The following is a 21,884-nucleotide window of genomic DNA, read 5'->3' on the forward strand; positions in this document are numbered from 1 at the left end:
AGTGCCGATCTCTTGGGGGTCAGATCAATGAACGCGCTCAGCGCCTACAGGGGCGGTCAGATTGTCGAGAAGACTACAGAACCGGTCGATCGCATTTGTTTCCTCGAGAACCGTCTCTTTGTAACGTTTTCCGCTCGCACCGAATCGACGGCATTCGTCACGGTCGGATGCGAGGAGCTTCGCTCCGTCGAGAATCGCCTCCGGGCTTCCCGCCGCAACGACCAGGCCCGCGCCTGCCGCGGTCACTTCTTGAGCGGTGATGCCCGTCGCGTCGGTCGCGGCGAGCACGGGCCGGCCCGAGGCGAAATACGACGTAAGTTTGCTGGGGACGGCCATTTCTGCCACGCCGGGGAGCTCATTGACGAGCAGGATGTCGGCCGACTGCAAGGTCTCGGCGAATGCCTTGTCGTCCAACGGCGGCAGGATCTGCGTCGTCGTGGGGTGCTCTTCGATACGCTGCTGGAGCTCATCGCGTTGGGCGCCATTGCCCACCAACACGAAACGTACCCGCTCGCCCCTTTCGTGAGCCAATCGGCCCGCATCGACGACGTGCTGTAGCCCCTGCTTGACCCCCATGTTGCCGGTGTGAACGACGACGACATCGTCATCGGACCACCCGTGCGCCCGGCGCACATCGGCCACGTCGACGGGCGGCATCGGCGGGAGATGAGTCCAGTTGCGGACGACGGCGATGCGCTCGCGCGGGATCCCGAAGTCGTGATGGACGCGGTCCGCGAAGCGGTCGTGGATCACGACGACGGTCGACGCCGAGCGCAGCAGCCAGGCTTCCAGGGCTCGAAGTGCGCGCGCGGCGAGCCCTCCGCCCTGCCCCGTCTCGACGACGCCTAGACCGTACAGGTCCTGCACCCACACCACGAAGGGCGTCTCGCGATGGGTCGCGAGTGCGCGCAGGCGGACGATAGCCGACGACAGAAGGGCCGGAGATGCCGCGACGATAGCCGACGGCTGACCCCATCGAACGAACGCCTGGCGCACTCCGAAGCTCACCTCCGCGAGCGCGCGGGGCACCAGTGTGGGCCGGCGGGGCACGAAATGCAGGACGCGGTCGACGATGACGCCGTCCATTCTTTCGCGCTTCGACCACTGCCCGTAACCCGGCGCGATCTTCCACTCCGGATAATGAGGGTGCGCGACGACGGCACGAACTTGGCGCCCGCGCCGCGCGAGCCCGGCAGCCATTGCACCGGTGTACGGGGAGATTCCCGTAGTCTCCGGAGGGTAGTTCAATCCGAAGACGAGAGTTTGCGAAGATTGGCCCACAATGGCCCATCATACGGCTAGACAAACGCATTGCACCGACCAAGAAAGGGGCGGCATGAACAGCAGCCCGGTGATCGATCTTTCGAAAGCCCCTGGGGAACGTGCTGCGTGGGACCAGCCCACCTGGAAGGTGTATCTTTGGGCGATCTGCGAGTTGCTTTTCGTCACTAATCCATGGCAGATCAGCTCAGCCGTCCGCATTTCCGTCCTGCGCGCTTTCGGTGCTCGCATTGGCCAGGGCGTCATTTTCCGGCCCCGCACCCGTGTCAAATTCCCGTGGAATCTGCACGTCGGCGATCGCTCCTGGATCGGCGAGGGGGTCTGGTTCCACAACCAGGACGACATCCACATCGGGCACGACGTCGTGGTCTCGCAGGAGACGTTCGTCACCGCCGGCAGCCACGCCCACCGGCGCGACATGGCCCTCATCACCCGGCCGGTGCACATCGAGGACGGCGCGTGGGTGACCTCGCGCTGCGTGATCCTCGGCGGGGCGCGGATCGGCCGCAACTGCGTGATCACCCCTCTCAGCGTCGTCGACGGCCGCCCCGTGCCGGCCGGTGAGATCTGGGGCGGCAATCCCCTGGCCTACGTGGCGGATCGCGTCCTCGAGGGTGGTCGACGCTCGTGAAGATCGCCCACGTCGTCACCTTCACCTCCGCCGACGGCGCGTTCGGCGGCCCGACCCGCGTCGCCCTGGGACAGGCGAAGGCCCTCGTCGAGCTCGGCCACGAGGTCACCGTGTTCGCCGGCACACCGGCCGGGGAAGAGACGGACACGCGTCAGGACGGCTATCGCCTGCGGACCTTCCCCGTGCGAAAGCTGGCCCCTTTCGGTGGCTTCGCGACACTCTGGCCCCGCGGTCTGCGGGCGGCGTTGAAGTCACAGGCCCACGAGTTCGACATCGCGCACATCCACCTGGCCCGCGATCTGGCGACGCTCCCCGCAGCCTTGCTGTTCGCGCATCTGGGGATCCCGTACGTCACGCAGTCCCACGGCATGATCGACCGGTCCGATAAAGTGCTCGCCACGGTCCTCGACCGGCTTGCCACGCGCCGAGCGCTCGCGGGGTCGCGCAGCTGGCTCCTCCTCACGGCCGCTGAAGAGAAGGACCTCGCCGCGATCTCCGAGCCGCAGAGATTGACCTCCATCCGCAACGGAATCGAATCGCGGGACGTGACATCGTTGGACGAGCGCACCGACACCGTGCTCTTCCTCGCCCGACTGCATAAGCGCAAGCGTCCCGTCGCCTTCGTGCAGATGGCACAGCTCCTCGCCACGCGGCTCCCCCACACCTCTTTCGTTCTCGTGGGACCCGACGAGGGTGAGGCCGAAACGGTGACCCGGGCTATCGCGGAGGCAGGACTGGGAGATCGTATCCGCTGGATCGGTGCGCTCCCGCCCACGCAGACCTTCGCCGCCATGTCGGACGCCCGTGTGTACGTCCTGCCGGCCGTCGACGAGGTCTTCCCCATGTCGATCCTCGAATCGTTCTCGGCGGGGACGCCCGTCGTCACAACGTCTTCGCTCGGCATCGCCGCGGACTGCGAACGCCACGGCGCCGCCTTGATCACCGACGGCAGCCCCGACGAACTCGCCGAGGCGACCTACCTTGCGCACCAGAACCGTGAGACAGCGGATGCGCTGCGCGGCGGCGGGCTGGCGTACATCCGTTCCGAGCTCGACGTGCAGGACGTCGCTCGTGAACTCGTCTCGGAGTATCGCGCCGCGGCGGGGATGGTCGCGTGACCACCGGGGCGGTCCGCAGACGTTTTGTTCTGCAGCGCACCGCGGTCGCCCGAATTGGCTCGGTCGGTGCGACGCAATCACGTGTTCTCCTGCTCTCTCCCTGGGGCGCCGCGGGTGGGTACAGCGGGCCACTGACGTTCATGAACCGCATGTGGTCCGAGATCTCAGCGCGGCATCCAGATATTCGCGTCACACTGGTTCACCGCGACAGAGGGGTGGACCGCACCCCCGATTGGGCGCATCATGCTATCCCCGCCATGCGATCGCATGAGTTCGGCCGAGTGGCACAAATACGGTGGATGCTGAGCGCGGCCTTCTGGGTCATTCGCTACCGCAGGTCGGTGGATGTCGTCCACCTGCAGGGCACCTACCTGACCAACCTCTTTCCCTCACTGTTCGCTCGGCGGGGCACCGTCGTGATGCTGCCCGTTCTGGAGGACGGCGACCTGGGCGGGCTACAGCACTCCTCTGCCAAGCGATGGATCGCGCGACGCGTCGCCACGCGAGCCCGTTCTGGGTTCGCCCTGTCGAGCGGCATCGCGCGAGAGCTCGCGCGGGCGGGCCTGGAGGAGCATCGGATCGCCCGACTCTCCAACCCCGTGGATCCTCGGATGATTGCCGATGGCCCGAGCTCACCCGACCCACGTGGCCCGGTGCGGCTGGGATTCGTGGGGAAGCTTGGCCCGTTGAAGAACCCTCACCTGCTCGTCGAGGCAGCCGCCGCCCTTCGCGACATGGGCCGAGCGAGCGAGGTTCACTTCTTCGGACCGTTCGCTTCGCTCGCAATGGAACACCGACTCCGTGGCCTCGCCGCGGACCTGCAGGTAGAAGATCAGGTTCATTTTCACGGGTTCCAGAACGAGATCCTGCCCGCGTTCGAGCGCTTCGATATCCTCGTGCTGCCATCCGAGCGGGAGGGCCTGCCTGGTTCGCTGATGGAGGCGTTCGCGATGGGCAAGCCCGTCATCGTCACCGACGTCGGGTCGATGGCTGAATACGTCCACAGAGCCGGTGCCGGTCGAGTCGTTCGGGCGCGGACCGACGACATCGTCGACGCGGTTCTGGACTTCGACCACGCTGGTGCGTGGACGACCGCTTCTCAGAGCGCACGCGCGTTCGCATCGGAACATCTCGACCCCAGGGTTGTCGCCGATCAGTACGTCCACCAGATTGAGAGAACGACCCGATGACCACCACGCCACCCACCCAGGACAACGCCTCGTTCCCGACACTCCATGCCCTGACCGCCCGTCTGAGGAAGTGGGAGGGATCGCGCGCCGTTGTCATCTCCACAGCAGACTCGGCGGGCCGGCCCCTCGGCAACAACGGCGACGATCTCATGCACGCGGTCTTCTACCGGATTCTCAACCAGCTGGGCATCGAAGTCGTCGATTCCGCCCCGGACGTCGTCATCGTCCCCCCGTCGGGGGCACTGCTGGAGGTCTATGCCTTCCCGAAATTCCTCGCAGAGCGGCTGAAGGGGTACGAGGACGTTCCTCTGGTCATCTTCCCGTCCTCCGTGTACTTCCCCCGCACGGATCCCAGCTTCATGTTCGAAGGGCGTGTGGCACCGACGCTGCTGTTCCTCCGGGAAGACGAATCCCGCGCGCATCTGGATGAGAATTGGGCAGCACCGCTCCTGAACCGGGGCGTGGAGGTCGTGCTCGACCACGATGTCGTCGCGTCCGGCCACACGTTCGTTCCAGCCATCCTCGGGTCGACCACCAAACGCCCGATATCGCGTCTCGTTGCCGCGCGCATCGACCGGGAGGCATCATCCATGCACGAGTCCGTCGGGCGCGAGGGCACGAGTTCTGCACATCCGGTGTTGCACGCGATCGCCGCGAAGATCCCGTACGGTCCCCTCTACACGGCGGCCTCGCGGTACGCGCGACGCTCGCGAAACCGAGCAGCGGCCGAACGTCTGGCCTCGCGTGCCGGCTCCACGCTCGAGGACGCAGCGTGCATCGATATTAGCGCGAGGCAGTTCTCGACCTTCGATGAGTACCGGAGCATGCTCCTTCGCGCCGAGTCTGTCATCACCGACCGTCTGCATGTGGCACTACCCGCGGCGATCATGGGCAAGAACGTCACGATGGTCGAAGCGGGCTACTTCAAGCTTGGCGGCGTCTACCGACGCTCGCTCACCGGGGTCGCCAACGTGCGCCTGGTGAGCACGGCGGGACACTGACTTGCTCGGAGGGATCCTCAAACTCTCTGTCGGCACGGCTGTCGCCCGCGCTCTCGCCGCCGTCGGTCAGCTCCTCTTGGCCGTCTGGCTGACACCGACCGACTTTGGGTACTGGGCCGCGGCCACGTCGGTGATCTCGGTTCTGACGGGACTCGCGAACTTTGGGGAGGTCAACGGCTACCTGAGCGGACAAGGCGGGACTTTCACGCAGGCGCGAAGAGCGACTTTGCGGGTGAATTCAGTGCTGGCGGGCAGCGGCGCGATCATTGCGGCGTTGTACTGGATCGACGGCAACACGATGGTCGCCGCTCTTGCCGCGGTTTCGGCCCTCAGCATTCCTCTCATTGGCGACGCCGAATTGATGTATTCAACCGGCGTCAAGTACAAGGTGTACGCCAACGTCGTCACCGCCCAGATCATCGCGGCCGGTGCGAAGATCCTTGTGGGTGTCGTCATCGCGGCCCTCTTCGCCTCTCCGCTGGCGTTCGCCGTGTCGACCGTCGTCTTCTATGTTCTGATGGATGTTCTCATCCTCCGTCGGCTGCCGGCGCTCACTGCGGCGGAGTCAGAGTCGGCCCGGAGCGTCGCTCGAAGCACCCGATTCATGTGGGGTGTGAACTCCCTTTTCGTCACTCTGCCGATCCAGGTGGGCTTCATCGTCGCCCAGTTCGGCGCGAGCGCGGAAGTGCTCGGACTCTACTTCCTGGCGTACCAGGTGAGCCTGGGCCTGAGCGGGCTCGTGTCGGTCCCACTGGCGCGCGTCGCGTTGAGCTCCCTCTCTCGCGAGGCGCCGGAGCGTCGTGTCCCCCTCAGCATGGAATTATGCCGGCTGTTCGTTTTCGCCGTGTCCGGTCTCGCCGCGCTGGTCTCACTCCTCACTCCTCTGATGGGCTCGGTTCTGGGCGAGGATTGGGCGGCCGCCGCTCCTGCCGTCGTCGTTCTTCTGGCGAGCCTGGCGGTGCGGATGATGAGTCCGATCCTGGACGGGCTTCAGCAGGCGAACAACCGTTGGTGGCAGGGGACAGCCTTCAACGCCGTCGACACCGTAGGCACCGCGGTCGCAGCCCTAGTCTCCTTCACGGGCGACCTGCTTCTCCTCGTTAGCGCTGTGGCGCTCTGGAAGGTGCTGTTCGGACTCGTCAGAGCCGCCTGGCTGCTGAGATCGGCGCGTCCTCTCTCTCTTCTGGGGACTCTGCTACCCGCGCTGGTCATGAGCCTGCTCATCGGCTGGGCGTCTTTCCTCCCCCAGCCCGGTTGGACCATCGTCCTCGTGTCCGCCTTGGCCGTCTCTTCGGCGGGAGCCCTGATCGCGGCGCGCGCACGTCGGAAACGCGCGTGAGGCACCGCAGTCCTCACGCGCGCGCGGCGCGCCAAACGGCCGACAGCGTCGTCTTCCGATGCGCGGGCGGTGGACAGTTGCGTGACGCAGCGGGCGAGTGCGCGACATCGGTCCGTGGGTACGCCGCACAGATCGGGCGTGCGAGGAAGGTCCCGTTCGCCGAATCAGCGCAGAAGGCTTCCGACGACGCTCAGCGTGAGGAAGGTGACGTTGTAGATGACGTGTGCAATCACGGCGCCCCAAATTCTTCCGGTGAGGAGTACGACCGCCGCGCACAGCGAGCCGACGAGAAAGAGTTGGACGGCCGAGGACACGGAAAGGAGCGCGAACGTCTCATGGAGCAGCACGAAGGCACCCGCCGAGCACAGGAGCGCGGCCGCTCCCGCGGCCACCGCGCCGATCTCGCGCCGCAGCAATCGGTAGATCGTCACGAGGACGACCGCACGGAAGAAGAACTCCTCCACCACGGGTGCGACGACGCCCGAAGCGACGACCTGCTCGAGCCACCATCCGATCGAGAACGGCCCGCCGACGGTCTGCACGATCGGGAACGGCTGCAGGTCGGCGCGCTCCAGCACGCCCTGCACCAATCGCAGGGCCAGACCGAGCCCGACGCCCCAGACGAGGTCCGTCGCGCGGAACCGCAACAGGCCCTTCGGACGGGCGCGCGAGAGAAACAGCGCCGCGGGCGCGGCCAGCCCGAGCCACAGCGGCAGGAGGGATGCCACCGACGCCCAGGGCGAACCCGTGGAGGGCAGCACCTTGGACAGAAGGACTCCGGTGACGGCGGCGATGAGCGCGAGAAGAAGGAGCTGACCGTCGCCCGTCCGGGCGCTTCGAGGCCGCGACCTCCAGTCGCTCAGGCCACGTGCCGAACCCCGCGCGTCGATCGCCCGCTCCGAGGGTGGGAGAACGCCCGGCTCGGCGCTCCACAAGGGACGAGGAATCGACCGAGTCGAACGACGACGCTGATCTGTCACCCCCTCACGGTATCGACCATTCACCGATCCGAGGGGGAAACGTGCTGAATGTCCTCACCGTGTGCACCGGCAACATCTGCCGATCGCCGCTTGCCGCTCTGACCCTCGGAGCTCGAACGGGCGACGTGGAGGTACGGTTCGCGAGCGCCGGCACGCGCGCCCGCGACGGTGCCCTCATGACGGAAGAGGCCATCGACCTCGCCGTGGAGCGCGGTGTCCCCGCAGCCGTCGCGCATGGTCACCGCGCCCGGTTCCTGACGCCGACCCACCTGCAGCACGTCGACTTGATCATCGCGATGACACGCGAGCACCGTCGCGCCGTAGTCGAGATGGATCCTTCACGCCTGCGGATGACGTTCACCGCCCGAGAGCTCGTCCGGGCGATCGAGGGCATCGACGATCACGAGCTCGCGGCGATCGCCGCGGCCGGCGACGACGATGCCACGGACCCGCAGCGGGCGAGGTTCGCCGCCATGATGGCGGGGCTCCGGGCTCGACGCGGGCTCGTCGCCTCTCCCGCCGCCCCGGAGGACGACGACGTCATCGACCCCTACGGTCGCTCGCTGGCGACGTATCGCGCGTCGGCCGTTCAGCTCGACCCCGGGCTCGAGGTCGTGGAGCGGCTCGTGCGCCTCGCCGTCGGGGAAGCTCCGGGGGACGTCGACCGGAGTCGTGTCGAAGGTCGCCCCTGCCCGGGGATGGACGCCGGCGCCGTCGATTCCCGCAGTGCGGCGACGCCCCCGACGAGACGGGATCTCCGCGGGAGATGAAGCGACGCGGAATGCGTCCATCCGTAACATTCGATATGTCACACTGGTGTTCATTGCGCAGGTGATTTCCTGGGCCGAAACGCGTCGTCGAAAGGCATGATGGAGCTCAGCGATTACATCCGGATCCTTCGCAAGAATTGGATCGCCATCGTCGCGCTGACGCTCATCGGGCTGAGCGCGACAACGGTATTCACCCTCACGCGGACTCCGATCTACGAGTCATCCAGCACGATCTTCGTCTCCACTCAAGCCGGCGGCACGGCAGCCGAACTGCAACAGGGGTCGAGCTTCACGCAGGCCCGCATCAACACCTACGTGGGACTCGTCCGCACGCCCATCGTGCTCGACCCCGTGATCGAGCAACTCGACGTCTCGACGACCCCGGCGGCGCTCGCGGGACGCGTCACCGCCACCGCGGCCCTCAACTCCACCCTGATCACCATCACGGTGGCAGACCCCGACGCAACGCGCGCGGCGTCCCTCGCCAACGCGATCGCGTCGAGCTTGTCGTCGGTCGTCCCCCAGCTCGAGCCCGAATCCAACGACGGCTCCAGCCCCGTCCGCCTGAGCCGGGTGAGCGAGGCGCAGCCGGCCCTCTCGCCGTCGAGTCCGAATACGCCGCTCAACCTGGCGATCGGTCTGATCGCGGGACTCGTCCTCGGCCTGGGGGTGGCGGCGCTTCGCACCAGTCTCGACAACAAGGTACGAACCCTGCGCGAAGCGGAGACCATCACCAAGGCACCCGCGATCGGCGCCATCGCCTACGACGTGAAAGCCCGGGAGCGCCCGCTCATCGTTCACGCCGATCCCCTCAGCCCGCGCGCCGAATCGTTCCGAGCGCTGCGCACGAACCTGCAGTTCCTCGACATGGGCGGTCGCTCGAGCTTCGTCGTCACGAGCTCGATCGCGAGCGAAGGAAAGTCGACGACCACGATCAACCTCGCCATTGCCCTCGCGGACGCCGGAAAGCGGGTCGCGCTGATCGACGCCGACCTGCGCAAGCCCACCGTGGCCGACTATCTGGGTATCGAGGGCGGCGTGGGTCTCACCGACGTGCTCATCGGCCGCGCAGCGGTCGACGACGTGATGCTCCCCTGGGGCGGCCGCAGCCTGTTCGTGCTCCCGGCCGGCAAGATCCCGCCGAACCCGAGCGAGCTGCTCGGCTCACACAAGATGGGGTCGTTCCTCTCGGCGCTCGAGGAGGACTTCGACGTCGTCCTCTGCGACGCTCCCCCTCTGCTGCCGGTGACGGATGCCGCCATCCTGGCGCGGTTGACCAGTGGAGCCATCATGGTCGTCTCGGCCGGTCGTGCCACGAAGCACCAGCTCGCCGGCTCCACGGAAGCACTCAACACGGTCGGTGCGAAGCTCGCGGGCTTCGTCATGTCGATGGTTCCCACCCGCGGGCCCGACTCGTACTACTCCGCCTACGGGTACGGCTACGGCGGGTACGGAAACGGCTACCGCTTGGACACCCCCGCCAAGAAGAAGTGGCCCCGACGGACAGCGGCCGCGGCCCCCGGCATCTCGGAACGACGCGACGAGGCGGAGCGCGCCCAGGACGAAGCGGGTGGGTTCTCGCGGCGAGCGACTCGCGAAGCGCAGCGAACCGAGTGACGTCAGCGACGTCGATGCGCCGCCCGGGCGCACGCATGCGAGGAACGGACGCGAAGGGCGCGGGCGGCGCGCGGGGTAGAACCTCGCGACCGCTGTCAGGGCGAGCGGGCCGCATCGCGGGCTGGGTGGTCGGGGGACTGCTCCTGCTCGCCGTGGCGATCGCCGCGTGGGTGGGCGTGCGCGGCGCCCTGGCGTACCAGCACCTCTCGGCGATCCGCTCCCTCGCGCCGACGGCCGCGGCATCCGTCGCCTCCGATCCGGCCCAGGCGACCCCAGCCCTCGAGCAGCTGGCCACGGAGGCGAGCGCGGCGCATGACCTGACATCCGACCCCGTCTGGGCGGTCGCGGAGATCACCCCGTGGATCGGCCCGCAGTTGGCGGCTTTCGCGACCATCGCGTCCGCGTCGGACCGGCTGTTCGCTGACAGCCTCCTGCCGCTCGCAATCGCCGCGCGGGACGTCTCGCTCGATGATCTCCGTCCGCACGACGGCCGACTCGACACCACGGCGCTGAGCACCCTGACCGTCCCCGCACGGTCGGCCGCCGACGCGGCGACCGGCGCCGCAGCGGACATCGACGCCATCGACCCGACGCCACTCGTCGGAGCGGTCGCGACCGCCGTCGACCAGGCTCGATCGACCTTCGACACGGCGTCCAGCGCTGTCGACGCCCTCCGGCGGGCGACCGAGCTGCTTCCCTCGATGCTGGGCCAGGACGGCCCCCGCACCTATTTGCTGCTCGTGCAGAACAACGCCGAGTGGCGCTCGCTCGGCGGCGTCTCCGGCACCGCGATCGAGCTCAGCGCTGATCGCGGCGCCCTCTCGCTGGTCGAGACGCATTCGGCGACATCGCTGTCGCGGGGGATCTCGGGGCCCGTGGTCGAGCTTCCGTCCGATATCCAGAAGATCTACGAGACACGACCCGCGCGGTACTTCCACAACCTCACGCAGATCCCGGACTTCCCGACGGACGGTCCGCTGGCTCGGGAGATGTACCGCCAGCAGACCGGGCGTGAGGTCGACGGGGTGATGGCCGTGGACCCGGTGGTGCTGTCGTATCTGCTCGAGGCCACCGGCCCGGTCGCGCTGCCCGACGGTGAATCGCTCACGGGCGACAATGCCGTTTCGCTCCTGCTGGACGACACGTACCGGCGCTACGCCGATCCGGCCGCGCAGGACGCGTTCTTCGCGGGCGCCACGGGGGCTGTCTTCGAGGCCCTCCGGGAGGGGCAGGGCTCCACGCCGGGGTTGATCGCCGCCCTCGCCCGAGGAGTCGAGGAACGCCGGGTGCTGGTGTGGGCGGCGGAAGCGACGGAGCAATCCGTGATCGAGGGGACGACGCTCGCCGGGCAGCTGCCGGCGAGTGACGGGCGAACCGCACGATTCGGCGTCTACCTCAACGACGGCACCGGATCGAAGATGAGCTATCACATCGCGCCGAAGGCCGACCTTCGCTGGGGATCCTGCCGGACCTCGGGGGACGCCTCCGCGCGCGAGGTGACGCTGACCCTCACCCTCTCGAATACGGCTCCGGCGGACGCATCGACCTCGCTGCCCGCCTACGTGACGGGCAACGGCGTGTACGGAACCGCGCCCGGTGTCGCCACCGTGGTCACCGACGTCTATCTCCCCGAGGGGTGGACCCCGGTCGCGACGACGACCTCGTCCGGCACCGAGTTCACGCGTTCGACCCTCGATGGGCGCGAGGTTCTCACCATCGGCGCAACCGTGGCGCCTCAGGCGACGGCTCAGATCGAGATCACCGCGTCGGCCGTCTCGACGGCGACCGAAGCCGAAGCCCTCCTGACTCCCACGGCGGATTCGACCCTGAGCCCCACCGTTCGCGCCGAGTGCACGGGCGCGGCGGGCGCCGTCCTGCAGTGACGCCGGTGGGCGTTCAGTGCCGTCCGCGGAAGCGATCCCGAAAATTAATGTCTCGGAAATGCTTTCAGCTTGCGTCCATGAAGCGCCTAAGCAATACTCAGGATGGTCTTTCAGTCAGTACATTCCCGCATCATTGTTGTCCTCCCCTTGCGTCGTTACGGGATAGCACGAACGCGGACCACCTATCCCTGGTTGCCCGAATTCGAAAGCAGACATTCATGAAACTCACCCTCGCAAAAGCCGGCGCTTCGCTCGCCCTCGCCGGCGCACTGCTCGTCGCGACCCCCGTGGTCGCCCAGGCTTACGTCCCCACCGCCCCCGGTTCGCAGACCATCACGGTCACGGAGGACGGCTCGTACGGCTTCGCCGGATACGAAGCCGGATCCCAGGTCACCTTCACCCTCGTGGGCGTGGGCGTGACCGGCGCCAACATCGCCACCGCGGGTCAGCAGGTGACCGCCGCCTCGGTCACCAAGGTCGCCGACGCGTCCGGCTCCGCCGCGGCCGACGTCACCCTTCCCGACCCGCAGGTGGGCTCCTACAGCCTCACCGCCTCCGGTCCTCTCGCGTCCGGCGGCGGCGCGTCCGGCGGCGGCGCATCGGTCGGTGGCGGCACGAGCGTCGGCGGCACGACGAACGCCGGCGGTAGCACCGGCGGAAGCGGCTCGTTGGCTGTGACGGGTATGGACGCGAACTCGCTCCTCGGCTTCTGGGTCGGCGGTGGCGCCCTCGTCCTCGCCGGCGCGACTGTCGCGGTCGCCGCGACGGCACGCCGCAACCGCCGCAGCAAGGCCTGACGCCTCACGCGTTCCTCGAGGGCGTCGCCGACGGAAGTCGGCGACGCCCTTCGGCGTTGTTCCGGGCGGCCCGTCCGTCAACCCTCCGTCCGTGGGCCGTTTCGCAGATTGACTCGTCACATGGACACGACCACCACCGCACCTCTCGACGACGACGGCCGCGACGCCGATACTCCGCCGACGCTGCCCTTCGTGCACATGTGGACCGGGCTCGACGGGAGGAGCCGACTCGACGAGTCGATCATGCGCGGCTTCGGACTGCAGAGCGTCGGAGGCGGGGCCGACCCGCAGTGGATGCGTCCTTTCCCGGGCGAGGTGGCCGCGGTGCTCTTCGCGGTGCTCCCCGTCGGCTGGGTCGGGGACTGGCATCCATCTCCTCATCCTCAGTGGGTCATTCCGCTGCGCGGGCGCTGGTTCCTCGCGACGCAAGATGGCGCGCGGGTCGAGATGGGTCCCGGAGACATCCATTTCGGACAGGACGTCGACACCGCGGAGATCGACGGCGACCGCGGGCATCTCTCGGGCACCGTGGGCGACGAACCCTGCTGGCAGATGCTCGTGCAGTTCACCTCTTCCCCCGGCGCCCCGACACCGCACCCGTTCGGCTGAACACGTCAACCCGCTCTCCGCTCCCATGCCGACCGGATTGACTGGGCGGATGCCCCTCCCCCTCGACGGTCAGATCCTGCAGCACCCGCGGTCCCCCGAGCAGGTCGAGATCGCCCGGCCCCGCGTCTGGGACGAGCGTCTCGCGGCCGTCCTGCCGCCGTCATCGCGCCTGTTGTCGCTCTACGCCGACGCCACATGGGCCGAAGGCCCCGTGTGGTGGCCGGAGGAGCGTTCCCTCGTCTTCAGCGATGTGATCGGCCGTCGCACGCTCGCCTGGCGCGAAGACGGCAGCATCGTCACGGTGCGCGACCGGTCGAATTTCGCCAACGGCAACACCATGGATGCCGAGGGCCGCCTCGTCCAGGCCGAGCACGGTCGCCGCGGAATCAGCCGTACAGACGCGACCGGCACCGTGCTGCTCGTCGACGCCTTCGAGGGCGAGCCGCTCAACTCGCCCAACGACCTCGTGGTGGCATCCGACGGGGCGATCTGGTTCACCGACCCCACCTACGGCATCTCCGACCCGCGCGAAGGGTATCCCGCCGACCCCGCCCTCCCGCACCAGAGCGTCTACCGCTGGCGCGAGGGCGAGAGCCTGCAGCGCATGATCGATCTCGACCAACCCAACGGTCTGGCCTTCAGCCGCGATGAGCGCACGCTCTACGTCGCCGAGTCCAACGCGGCGGGACTCCCCCGCGTCGTCGCCTGCAGCTGGGACGGCGTGACGCTCGGCACCCCGCGCACCTTCGCGACAGTGGATGCCGGAATCCCGGACGGCTTCGTCGTCGACAGCCGCGACTGGCTCTGGATCTCGAGCGAGGCGGGGGTCGTCATCGTTGACGAGACGGGACGACGCCTGGGCGTCATACCCACCCCGCACGTCGTGAGCAACTGCACCTTCGACACCGACGAGAAGCGCTTGTTCGTCACCGGCGACAGCGATTTGTGGATGGTGCAGCTGACGTGAGCCCCCGGGCTGGCAATATGACTCGACGTGGGTGAGATCCACAGGCCGAGTGTCTGAAGAGGCTCATTGACGATGACCTCTGATTGCGCAGCTTGACGCAATTGCGGTCGAAAGTATCGACATCCGACACGCGGGGGAAACGCGACCGTGGGAGGATTGACTACGTGGCAAGAATGAGACCGCTCAACGCCGGTGAAACGCTGCCCGCACCATTCCTCGCTACGGTAATTGCGCTTGTGCTGTGTGCGATCGTGCCGCTCGTCGTGGTCGGAACGACAAGTGCGTCGACTGACTCGTCGGTGTGGATGCCCGCATTGATCTCTACGGTGATCGCTGGGGCTCGATTCGTGTGGATTGTCGGGTCTCGCACACGCCACCCGTTCGAGATGACGGCGTGGATGTTCTTCTACGTCTTCGGCGGGCTGGCACCGCTCGTGCAGCGAATGACCAACGTCGACCCCTCCACGACTCCCAACGTGGATCACTCCTTCGACAGCACCGCCTTCGGGATCATCATTGCCACAGAATTAGCGCTCATCCTCGGCAGCACGATGGGGAAGCCCCATGCGGACCTCCTCGAACAGGTTCCGCGCCGTGTCGTCGATCCGCGTCGCACGGGAGCAGTCAGCGTCGTTCTGGTAGTGCTCGCTCTCAGCTACATCGCCGCAATTGGTTTCAGCACCTTGTTCACCAACCGCACTGATCGCGGCGCGGCGCTCTCCGGTGCTTTGTCAGATGAGGCTTCCCGCACAATCCTCTCGGCCCTGGTCACGTTGGGGCTCCTGGTCACCGTTGTCGCTCAGTTGCAGATACGTCGTGAACAGAAGGCGCGCCGAGACAAGAGGCCGTTTATCCTGCTCTCGATCTCGATGGTTCTCCTGCTCGTCATCGTCAACCCGATCGGCTCGCCACGATTCCTCTTCATGACGGTGGCGTTGTCGCTGATCGCGACGCTCGGGGCGTTCAGCAGGATGCGCGTCTACCGCGTGATCTCGGTGGCGGGGATCGCGGCGCTCGTCGTTTTACTACCCATCCTCGACTCGTTCCGTCGAAGCACCACCACGATCCGGTCGGCCGGGTCCCTCGACTCACTGACGGGTGGCGACTTTGACGCCTTCTCGCAGACGATCAACACCGCGTGGTGGGTTGAGATGAACGGGCTCGCCTACGGCAACCAGCTCTTGGGAGTCCTACTCTTTTGGGTGCCGCGGTCAGTCTGGCCGGGAAAGCCCGTGGATACCGGCATCCTCCTCGGTGAAGCGAAGGGGTATGGGTTCACGAATCTCTCGGCACCGCTCCCCGCCGAGCTCTACATCAACGCCGGATGGGTCGGTGTCATCCTCGGAGCGCTCATCCTTGGCTTCGGAATGCGCCGATGGGATGCCCGAAGCGAGCAGCGAATTCAGATCGACGGAGTCCCCACCGTGCTCGGCTGCGTTATCCCGTTCTACATGGTGATGCTGTTACGAGGTTCGCTCTTGCAAGCAGCAGCGAACCTCGCAGTCATCCTCTTCGCCTGGTTCTTCGTGACGCGGTCGACCGGGACCAAGAGCCCTCCGTCCCGACGAGCTGCAAACTGGCCGACAGTGACCTCACGGTAAAGCGCCGAGTCGAGGCACATTCACTTCACTCCAGTGGACGACCGGGGGCCCACAGACGGTAGACACCGCAGGGGCATCATCGCCTGCAGCTAGGACGGCACGACGCTCGGCACCCGCTCTGGCCTTTGGGACGGTGGATGCCGTCGTGAGCAACTGCACCTTCGACACCGACGAGAAGCGCTTGTTCGTCACCGGCGACAGCGACCTGTGGATGGTCCAGCTGGCATAGGGCGCTGGAGGGGGTCGACGTCGACCGCCGGAAGGATCCCCTGCGCCGACGGGACCGTTGTTCGACGCCGGCGCAGGGTTTTCTGAAGGAGAGCGGCCGTACCGCAAGATCCCCCGAGGAAATCCCCAAGCCGCTCATCCCCCCCTGTGCGTGACCCGTAACGTCGGTCGTGGGCCCGCTCCGTCACGGACATCGCGGGGCGTCGGGCCGGGTAGCGAGGAGAGCCACATGAAGAACGTGCTGATGCGCGTGCGAGACGCCGTGAACACGTCTGTGTTCGGTAGTCCCGTCGTCTGCTGCGAGACCTGTGGAGAGACCCTCCGACCCAGCCGCGCCGTATGGCGCGGGCAGAGGTCGTACTGCTCTGCCGCCCACGAGTACGCCGACCTCGACACCGAGGACCTGTCTTCACCCGTCTTCGCGGCGCGGCCGACAGAAGACGCGGGCACGCGTGCCATGGCGGACCTCGTCCGTTCCTGACGACTACACGAAAAGCCGCGGATGTCACCCTGGGCATTTCCGCCGGCACTATGCGTCACCCTTAGTCATCGAGTCTTCGCGGGGCCCCACGCCGCCGGCGGAACTCCCTGACCGGTGAGTGGTGAGCAACGTTGACTGACGTGGAAATGGCGACGATCCCCGCGGGCCGCGTGCTGCGGGGAGATCTGCGCGGGACTGAGCGTCGGGAGATCGTCGTCGAGGCGTTCGAGATCGGCGTCTACCCCGTCACCGAGGAGCAGGTGGCCGAACTACTCGGCATCCCTTCCCGACACCCCAGACGCCCCGCTGTCAACGTGAGTTGGCTGCGCGCCATCCGCCTCTGCAACGCGCTGAGCGAGTGGGAGGGGCTCGACCCGGTGTACTCCTTCGACGGCGAGGTCGTCGACGGGGATGCCGAGGCCGACGGCTTCCGCCTGCCCACCGACGACGAGTGGGAGTACGCGTGCCGCGCGGGGTCGGTCTCGGCGGCCTACGGGCCGGTGCGTGACGTGGCGTGGACTGCTGCCGACGGGGTGGGTCACCCGTCGGAGGTCGGCGCGCGCCTGCCCAACCTCCACGGCCTGTTCGACACGCTCGGCAACGTCTGGGAATGGTGCATGGACGCCTACGACCCCGAGGGCGACGGCGACGCCCGCGCGTTCCGGGGCGGCGGCTGGTCGGATGCCCCGGCGCTGGTGCGGGCGACGGCGCGTCGGGGAGGGCGGCCGCGGGAGGGGTTCGACGACGTCGGCGTGCGCGTGGCGCGAGGGCCGGCGCCGCGACGGTAGGGGGTCGCGCACGGCGCCCCGTCAGTCGTCGGTCGCGATGGCCTCGGTGAGTTCGTCCATGAAGCGCGTGACGGTGGCCAGCTGGGTGTCGTCGAAGCGGTCGGCGATCTCGCGCATGGCGCCGAGACGAACGCCGAAGTGCTGGAAGAACTCCCGTCGCGACTTGTCGGTGAGCACGACGACGCGCGCACGACCGTCGGAGGGGTGCGGGCGACGCTCGAGGTGGCCCGACGCCACCAGACGGTCGATGAGCTTGGTGGTGGAGGCTGTCGAGATACGCAGATGAGCGGCCACGTCGTGCGGACTGACCATCTGCCCGCGATGCTCGCGGATGGTCAGCATGCGCAGCGTCGCGAGGTCGCTGGCGTTCATGTCCATGTCGCCCTTCATGCCGCTGTGCATGCGATCGAGGGCGTCGCTCAGCATCTGGATGGCGCGCAGCGACTCGACGACACGGGGTCGGCTAGCAGAGGTCGACACGGGGCTGGTCACGGTGGACACCCCCTTTCCGCCTGGGTATAGTCAGGCTCACATCGCTAGCTAAACTAGCAAACAGGAGGCACGATGAGCGAGACCGAGTATGTCGTCCTCCTGGACGACTTCGGAGGCGAGATCGGCACGGCGCCCAAGGCGAGTGTGCACGATACCGACACCCCGTTGCACCTCGCGTTCTCGTGTCACGTCGTCAACGGCGACGGCCAGGTGCTGGTCACCCGGCGCGCGCTGCACAAGAAGACCTGGCCGGGCGTGTGGACCAACTCGTTCTGCGGACACCCCGCCCCGGGCGAACCCATGATCGCGGCCGTCCATCGCCGTGCCGGATTCGAGGTCGGGCTCCGTGTGCGCGATCTCGAACTCGCCCTCCCTCATTTCCGCTACCGCGCCGTCGACGCGAGCGGCATCGTCGAGCACGAGATCTGCCCCGTCTACGTTGCCCGCACCGATGAGGACCCGCAGCCCCACCCCGACGAGGTCGCCGAGTACCGCTGGGTGGACCCCCTCGACCTCGCCGCTTCGCTCGCCGCCACGCCCTGGGCGTTCAGCCCCTGGCTGGTCATGCAGGCCGAGCAGCTTGCGTTGTTCGACGCTCTACCCGCCGTGAGGAGAGCATCGTGATCGTCGCCGTCCCCTCTGCCCCCACTGCACGGCAAGAGATCGAAGACGCGATCGAAACAGCCCTCGAACGCCTGGAGTACCGCGTCGGGCCGCTGGGCGACGGCGCGCGTGCCCTGGCATCCGCCATCCGCCGCGCCACCACCGGGGGCAAGCGCTTCCGTCCCCTGCTGGTCGCCGCCGCCTACGACACCCTCGACGGTGACGCCGTCGCGCTCTCGGCACTCTGGCAGGTCGCCGCGGCCTTCGAACTCCTGCACACGGCCTTCGTCGTGCACGACGACGTGATCGACCACGACCTCGAGCGCCGCGGCATCCCGAACATCGGGGGCGAATTCCGCCAACGCGGCCTCGAGAGAGGCGCCGACGAAGCCGGTGCCGCGCTGCTCGGAAACGCCGCGGGAATCCTCGCCGGTGACATGCTTCTGCACGAGGCGGGGCGACTCGTCGCCCTGGCCGACGTGCCGGCGGCCATGCGCGCCGAACTCCTTCGTCTCGTGGAGGATGCCGTGATCGTCTCGGCCGCGGGCGAGCTCGCCGACGTCGAGAACGCCGTCTCCGCGGGCGACGTCGATGCGATGACCGTCCTGGCGGCCACGCGCGACAAGACCGCCGTCTACTCGTTCTCGGCTCCCCTGCAGGCCGGCGCCGTGATGGCCGGCGCAAGTGAAGCGGCGCTCCACGCCCTCGAACGCTTCGGCGAACGCCTGGGACTCGCCTACCAACTCATCGACGACCTCATCGGCGCCTTCGGCACCCCCGCCGTCTCCGGCAAGGACGAGGGCTGCGACCTGCGCGAAGCGAAGAAGACGCACCTGATCTCCCTCGCCCGCGAGACCGAGGACTGGCCCGAGGTGAGCCTCGCGCTCGCACAGGCCCACACCGGTCCCGTGGCCATCCGCGCCGCGCAGGCCGCGCTGTCGGCCTCAGGAGCGCGGAAGGCCCTCGAGCGCATGGTCTACGAGACGCTCGAAGAAGCCACGATGATCGTCGAAGGAGCAATGCTGCCCTCGGCGTGCAAGGCCATGCTGCTCGACCTCGTCGACACCGTGGCGGAGCGCGTTCCGTGAGCAACGCCCACACGGGACTCGAACTCTATTCGCAGACGGCCGACGACGCTGCGGCCGCGGTGATAAACCGGTACTCCACGTCGTTCGGCGTCGCCACACGTCTGCTGGGTGCCCGCCCGCGCCCGCACGTGCGCAACGTCTACGCACTGGTGCGCGTCGCCGACGAGATCGTGGACGGTCCCGCCCACGACGCCGGCCTCACCCCCGAGCGCGAGCGCGCGGTACTCGACGGACTCGAGACCGAGGTGATGGATGCCATCGCCTCCGGCTTCAGTGCCAACCTCGTCGTGCACGCGTTCGCCCGTACCGCCCGCGAGTGCGGCATCGGCGCAGACCTGATCGCCCCGTTCTTCGCCTCGATGCGCACCGACATCGACACCGCGACCCACGACGACCTCTCGCACGACGAGTACGTCTACGGCTCGGCGGAGGTCGTCGGGCTGATGTGCCTGCAGGTGTTCCTCAACGCCGGGATGTCGGCCCCCGCCCGTCCCGCGGCCGACCTCGTCGACGGCGCCCGGCGACTGGGGGCGGCGTTCCAAGACGTCAACTTCCTGCGCGATCTCGCCGATGACGCCGACCGCCTCGGCCGCGACTACCTCGACGGCGCGGCCGACGACGAGCGGCGCACCGCCGTGCTCGACCGGATCGACGCCGACCTCGCCGCCGCGGCATCCGTCATCCCGCACCTGCCGCCCGATTGCCGCGCCGCCGTCACCACCGCGCACGACCTGTTCGCCGAGCTGTCGCGCCGCCTTCGCTCCTCCCCCGCCGGCGCTCCCCGCGTCCGCGTCCCCGACGGTGTCAAAGCCACCCTCGCCGCCCGCGCCCTTCTCGGGCGTCCTCCGAAAGGTTCCCGCTCATGAGCGCCCAGCGCATCGTCGTCGTCGGAGGCGGAATCGCCGGACTCGGCACAGCAGCCCTCCTCGCCGACCGCGGACACGACGTCCAGCTCTTCGAGGCCCGCGACGCCCTGGGCGGTCGCGCAGGCTCGTGGGAGAGCGACGGATTCCGCTTCGATACCGGCCCCAGCTGGTACCTCATGCCCGAGGTGTTCGACCATTTCTTCCGGCTGCTCGGCACGAGCGCCGCGGAGCAGCTCGACCTGGTGCGCCTCGACCCGGCCTACCGCGTCTACGGCCCTCCCGGAAAGGGCGAGCCGATCGACATCGTCTCGGGACGAGAGGCCGTGCGCGCGCTGTTCGAGGAGCACGAGCCGGGCTCGGGCGACAACATCGACGCCTACCTCGACTCCGCGAAGGACGCGTACGAGCTCTCGACGTCGAAGTTCCTGTACGACCCGTACTCGTCGACGAAGGGACTGCGCGACCCGGCGCTCGTGAAGCGCCTGCCCACGCTCATCCCGCTGCTCACGCGGACGCTGTGGAACCGCGTGACCACCGACTTCAAGAACACCCGCCTGCAGCAGATCCTCGCCTACCCGGCGGTGTTCCTCGGTGGGTCCCCCTTCGAGGTGCCGAGCCTGTACCACCTCATGAGCCACCTCGACCTGGGTGACGGCGTGCTCTACCCCAAGGGCGGCATGACCGAGATCATCACCGCGATCGAGAAGCTCGCGCGCGAGCGCGGCGTACGCATCGAGACCTCGACCCCGGTGGATGCCATCATCACCGAATCCGGTGTCGCGCGCGGCGTGCGTCTGGCCGACGGACGCGTCATCTCGGCGGATGCCGTGGTCTCGGGCGCGGACCTGCACCACACCGAGAACGACCTGCTCGAGCAGAAGGACCGCCAGTACCCCGAGAAGTGGTGGAAGGACAAGGTTCCGAGCCCTGGTGCCCTTCTGCTGCTGCTCGGCGTCAAGGGCGAACTGCCCCAGCTCACCCACCACACCCTGCTGTTCACGGACGACTGGCACACCAACTTCGACGCGATCTTCGGGGAGAACAAGATGATCCCCGACCCCGCGTCGATCTACATCTGCCGTCCGAGCGCGAGCGACGACTCGGTGGCGCCCGAGGGCCACGAGAACCTCTTCGTCCTGGTCCCCGTTCCCGCCGACCCCGACAGCGGGCGCGGCGGCGTCTCGGGCGCCGGCGATGAGCGCATCGAGAAGGCCGCTGATCGAGTCATCGCCCAGATCGCCGAGTGGACCGGCATCCCGGATCTCGCCGAACGCATCGTCGTGCGCAAGACGATCGCACCCGAGGACTTCGCGAACGACCTGCACGCCTGGCACGGCAACTCGCTCGGACTGGCCCACACGCTGACCCAGAGCGCGATCTTCCGCCCAAAGAACCGCTCGCGCAAGGTGAAGAACCTGTTCTACGCGGGAACGTCTGTGCTCCCGGGCATCGGCCTGCCGATGTGCCTCATCTCGGCCGAGCTCGTCGTCAAGCGCCTGACGGGCGACACTTCCGCCGGCCCCCTCGCAGAGCCCGTCCGCGCGGCGGTCTGAG

The 21,884-nt window shown here is 67.8% G+C and carries 21 protein-coding genes; 18 read left to right on the plus strand and 3 right to left on the minus strand.

Annotated features, from left to right (window positions below; genetic code table 11):
• Positions 1-24: 24 nt before the first annotated feature.
• Positions 25-1,281, minus strand: coding sequence for a glycosyltransferase (locus ACXKZF_RS09510; protein WP_488984047.1), 1,257 nt, complete (start codon positions 1,279-1,281; stop codon positions 25-27).
• Positions 1,282-1,336: 55 nt separating this feature from the next.
• On the opposite strand from ACXKZF_RS09510, the gene ACXKZF_RS09515 reads away from it, so the two are divergent.
• From ACXKZF_RS09515 to ACXKZF_RS09535, 5 genes are read left to right on the plus strand one after another with little or no spacing between them, the layout of a single operon-like run.
• Positions 1,337-1,912, plus strand: a complete 576-nt coding sequence (locus ACXKZF_RS09515; protein WP_488984048.1) for an LbetaH domain-containing protein — start codon at positions 1,337-1,339, stop codon at positions 1,910-1,912.
• On the plus strand, positions 1,909-3,030 hold the full coding sequence (locus ACXKZF_RS09520) for a glycosyltransferase (protein ID WP_488984049.1): 1,122 nt from the start codon (positions 1,909-1,911) through the stop codon (positions 3,028-3,030). The genes ACXKZF_RS09515 and ACXKZF_RS09520 overlap by 4 nt, the downstream gene beginning before the upstream one ends.
• A complete protein-coding gene (locus tag ACXKZF_RS09525; RefSeq protein WP_488984050.1) occupies positions 3,027-4,220 on the plus strand; it encodes a glycosyltransferase family 4 protein in 1,194 nt (397 codons plus the stop codon). Before ACXKZF_RS09520 ends, ACXKZF_RS09525 begins: the two co-directional genes overlap by 4 nt.
• A complete protein-coding gene (locus ACXKZF_RS09530; RefSeq protein ID WP_488984051.1) occupies positions 4,217-5,221 on the plus strand; it encodes a hypothetical protein in 1,005 nt (334 codons plus the stop codon). The genes ACXKZF_RS09525 and ACXKZF_RS09530 overlap by 4 nt, the downstream gene beginning before the upstream one ends.
• 1 nt (position 5,222) lies before the next feature.
• Complete coding sequence (locus ACXKZF_RS09535) at positions 5,223-6,560, plus strand: oligosaccharide flippase family protein (RefSeq protein WP_488984052.1); 1,338 nt, start codon at positions 5,223-5,225, stop codon at positions 6,558-6,560.
• 164 nt (positions 6,561-6,724) lie between these two features.
• Here ACXKZF_RS09535 and ACXKZF_RS09540 read toward each other — a convergent pair whose 3' ends face one another.
• Positions 6,725-7,540, minus strand: coding sequence for a CPBP family intramembrane glutamic endopeptidase (locus ACXKZF_RS09540; RefSeq protein WP_488984053.1), 816 nt, complete (start codon positions 7,538-7,540; stop codon positions 6,725-6,727).
• A 41-nt stretch (positions 7,541-7,581) separates the two neighbouring features.
• Between ACXKZF_RS09540 and ACXKZF_RS09545 the strand changes: the two genes are divergently transcribed.
• From ACXKZF_RS09545 to ACXKZF_RS09585, 9 genes are all read left to right on the plus strand, one after another.
• A complete protein-coding gene (locus ACXKZF_RS09545; RefSeq protein ID WP_488984054.1) occupies positions 7,582-8,310 on the plus strand; it encodes an arsenate reductase/protein-tyrosine-phosphatase family protein in 729 nt (242 codons plus the stop codon).
• Between the two features lie 99 nt (positions 8,311-8,409).
• Positions 8,410-9,927 carry a tyrosine-protein kinase domain-containing protein gene (locus ACXKZF_RS09550; RefSeq protein WP_488985984.1) on the plus strand — a complete coding sequence of 506 codons (1,518 nt, stop codon included), beginning with the start codon at positions 8,410-8,412 and terminating at the stop codon, positions 9,925-9,927.
• Positions 9,928-10,052: 125 nt separating this feature from the next.
• Entirely contained in the window at positions 10,053-11,810 is a 1,758-nt protein-coding gene (locus tag ACXKZF_RS09555; protein WP_488984055.1) for a DUF4012 domain-containing protein, read from the plus strand.
• Positions 11,811-12,028: 218 nt separating this feature from the next.
• Positions 12,029-12,607, plus strand: coding sequence for a hypothetical protein (locus ACXKZF_RS09560; protein WP_488984056.1), 579 nt, complete (start codon positions 12,029-12,031; stop codon positions 12,605-12,607).
• A 120-nt stretch (positions 12,608-12,727) separates the two neighbouring features.
• Entirely contained in the window at positions 12,728-13,216 is a 489-nt protein-coding gene (locus tag ACXKZF_RS09565) for a cupin domain-containing protein (protein WP_055953772.1), read from the plus strand.
• A 49-nt stretch (positions 13,217-13,265) separates the two neighbouring features.
• On the plus strand, positions 13,266-14,183 hold the full coding sequence (locus ACXKZF_RS09570) for an SMP-30/gluconolactonase/LRE family protein (RefSeq protein WP_488984057.1): 918 nt from the start codon (positions 13,266-13,268) through the stop codon (positions 14,181-14,183).
• A 173-nt stretch (positions 14,184-14,356) separates the two neighbouring features.
• A complete protein-coding gene (locus ACXKZF_RS09575) occupies positions 14,357-15,784 on the plus strand; it encodes an O-antigen polymerase (RefSeq protein ID WP_488984058.1) in 1,428 nt (475 codons plus the stop codon).
• A 457-nt stretch (positions 15,785-16,241) separates the two neighbouring features.
• Positions 16,242-16,493 (plus strand): hypothetical protein, encoded by a 252-nt coding sequence (locus ACXKZF_RS09580; protein ID WP_488984059.1) that lies wholly within the window; start codon positions 16,242-16,244, stop codon positions 16,491-16,493.
• Between the two features lie 131 nt (positions 16,494-16,624).
• Positions 16,625-17,281 carry a formylglycine-generating enzyme family protein gene (locus ACXKZF_RS09585; protein ID WP_488984060.1) on the plus strand — a complete coding sequence of 219 codons (657 nt, stop codon included), beginning with the start codon at positions 16,625-16,627 and terminating at the stop codon, positions 17,279-17,281.
• 21 nt (positions 17,282-17,302) lie between these two features.
• Here ACXKZF_RS09585 and ACXKZF_RS09590 read toward each other — a convergent pair whose 3' ends face one another.
• The gene (locus ACXKZF_RS09590) at positions 17,303-17,782 is read right to left on the minus strand and encodes a MarR family winged helix-turn-helix transcriptional regulator (RefSeq protein WP_488984061.1); all 480 of its coding nucleotides are present in this window, start codon (positions 17,780-17,782) and stop codon (positions 17,303-17,305) included.
• Positions 17,783-17,845: 63 nt separating this feature from the next.
• On the opposite strand from ACXKZF_RS09590, the gene idi reads away from it, so the two are divergent.
• From idi to crtI, 4 genes are read left to right on the plus strand one after another with little or no spacing between them, the layout of a single operon-like run.
• Complete coding sequence (gene idi / locus ACXKZF_RS09595; RefSeq protein ID WP_055953760.1) at positions 17,846-18,397, plus strand: isopentenyl-diphosphate Delta-isomerase; 552 nt, start codon at positions 17,846-17,848, stop codon at positions 18,395-18,397.
• Positions 18,394-19,464, plus strand: a complete 1,071-nt coding sequence (locus tag ACXKZF_RS09600; RefSeq protein ID WP_488984062.1) for a polyprenyl synthetase family protein — start codon at positions 18,394-18,396, stop codon at positions 19,462-19,464. Before idi ends, ACXKZF_RS09600 begins: the two co-directional genes overlap by 4 nt.
• Positions 19,461-20,330, plus strand: a complete 870-nt coding sequence (locus ACXKZF_RS09605; RefSeq protein ID WP_488984063.1) for a phytoene/squalene synthase family protein — start codon at positions 19,461-19,463, stop codon at positions 20,328-20,330. Before ACXKZF_RS09600 ends, ACXKZF_RS09605 begins: the two co-directional genes overlap by 4 nt.
• Entirely contained in the window at positions 20,327-21,883 is a 1,557-nt protein-coding gene (gene crtI / locus ACXKZF_RS09610; RefSeq protein ID WP_488984064.1) for a phytoene desaturase family protein, read from the plus strand. Before ACXKZF_RS09605 ends, crtI begins: the two co-directional genes overlap by 4 nt.
• Position 21,884 lies beyond the last annotated feature (1 nt).

The organism is Microbacterium sp. ABR10 (assembly GCF_057812175.1).

What these genes read in the sequence shown, in the direction of transcription:
- ACXKZF_RS09515 (WP_488984048.1), top strand. Translation starts at nt 1,337, where the DNA reads ATGAACAGCAGCCCGGTGATCGATCTTTCGAAAGCCCCTGGGGAACGT.
- ACXKZF_RS09530 (WP_488984051.1), top strand. Translation starts at nt 4,217, where the DNA reads ATGACCACCACGCCACCCACCCAGGACAACGCCTCGTTCCCGACACTC.
- ACXKZF_RS09550 (WP_488985984.1), top strand. Translation starts at nt 8,410, where the DNA reads ATGGAGCTCAGCGATTACATCCGGATCCTTCGCAAGAATTGGATCGCC.
- ACXKZF_RS09560 (WP_488984056.1), top strand. Translation starts at nt 12,029, where the DNA reads ATGAAACTCACCCTCGCAAAAGCCGGCGCTTCGCTCGCCCTCGCCGGC.
- ACXKZF_RS09565 (WP_055953772.1), top strand. Translation starts at nt 12,728, where the DNA reads ATGGACACGACCACCACCGCACCTCTCGACGACGACGGCCGCGACGCC.
- ACXKZF_RS09570 (WP_488984057.1), top strand. Translation starts at nt 13,266, where the DNA reads ATGCCCCTCCCCCTCGACGGTCAGATCCTGCAGCACCCGCGGTCCCCC.
- ACXKZF_RS09575 (WP_488984058.1), top strand. Translation starts at nt 14,357, where the DNA reads ATGAGACCGCTCAACGCCGGTGAAACGCTGCCCGCACCATTCCTCGCT.
- ACXKZF_RS09580 (WP_488984059.1), top strand. Translation starts at nt 16,242, where the DNA reads ATGAAGAACGTGCTGATGCGCGTGCGAGACGCCGTGAACACGTCTGTG.
- idi (WP_055953760.1), top strand. Translation starts at nt 17,846, where the DNA reads ATGAGCGAGACCGAGTATGTCGTCCTCCTGGACGACTTCGGAGGCGAG.
- crtI (WP_488984064.1), top strand. Translation starts at nt 20,327, where the DNA reads ATGAGCGCCCAGCGCATCGTCGTCGTCGGAGGCGGAATCGCCGGACTC.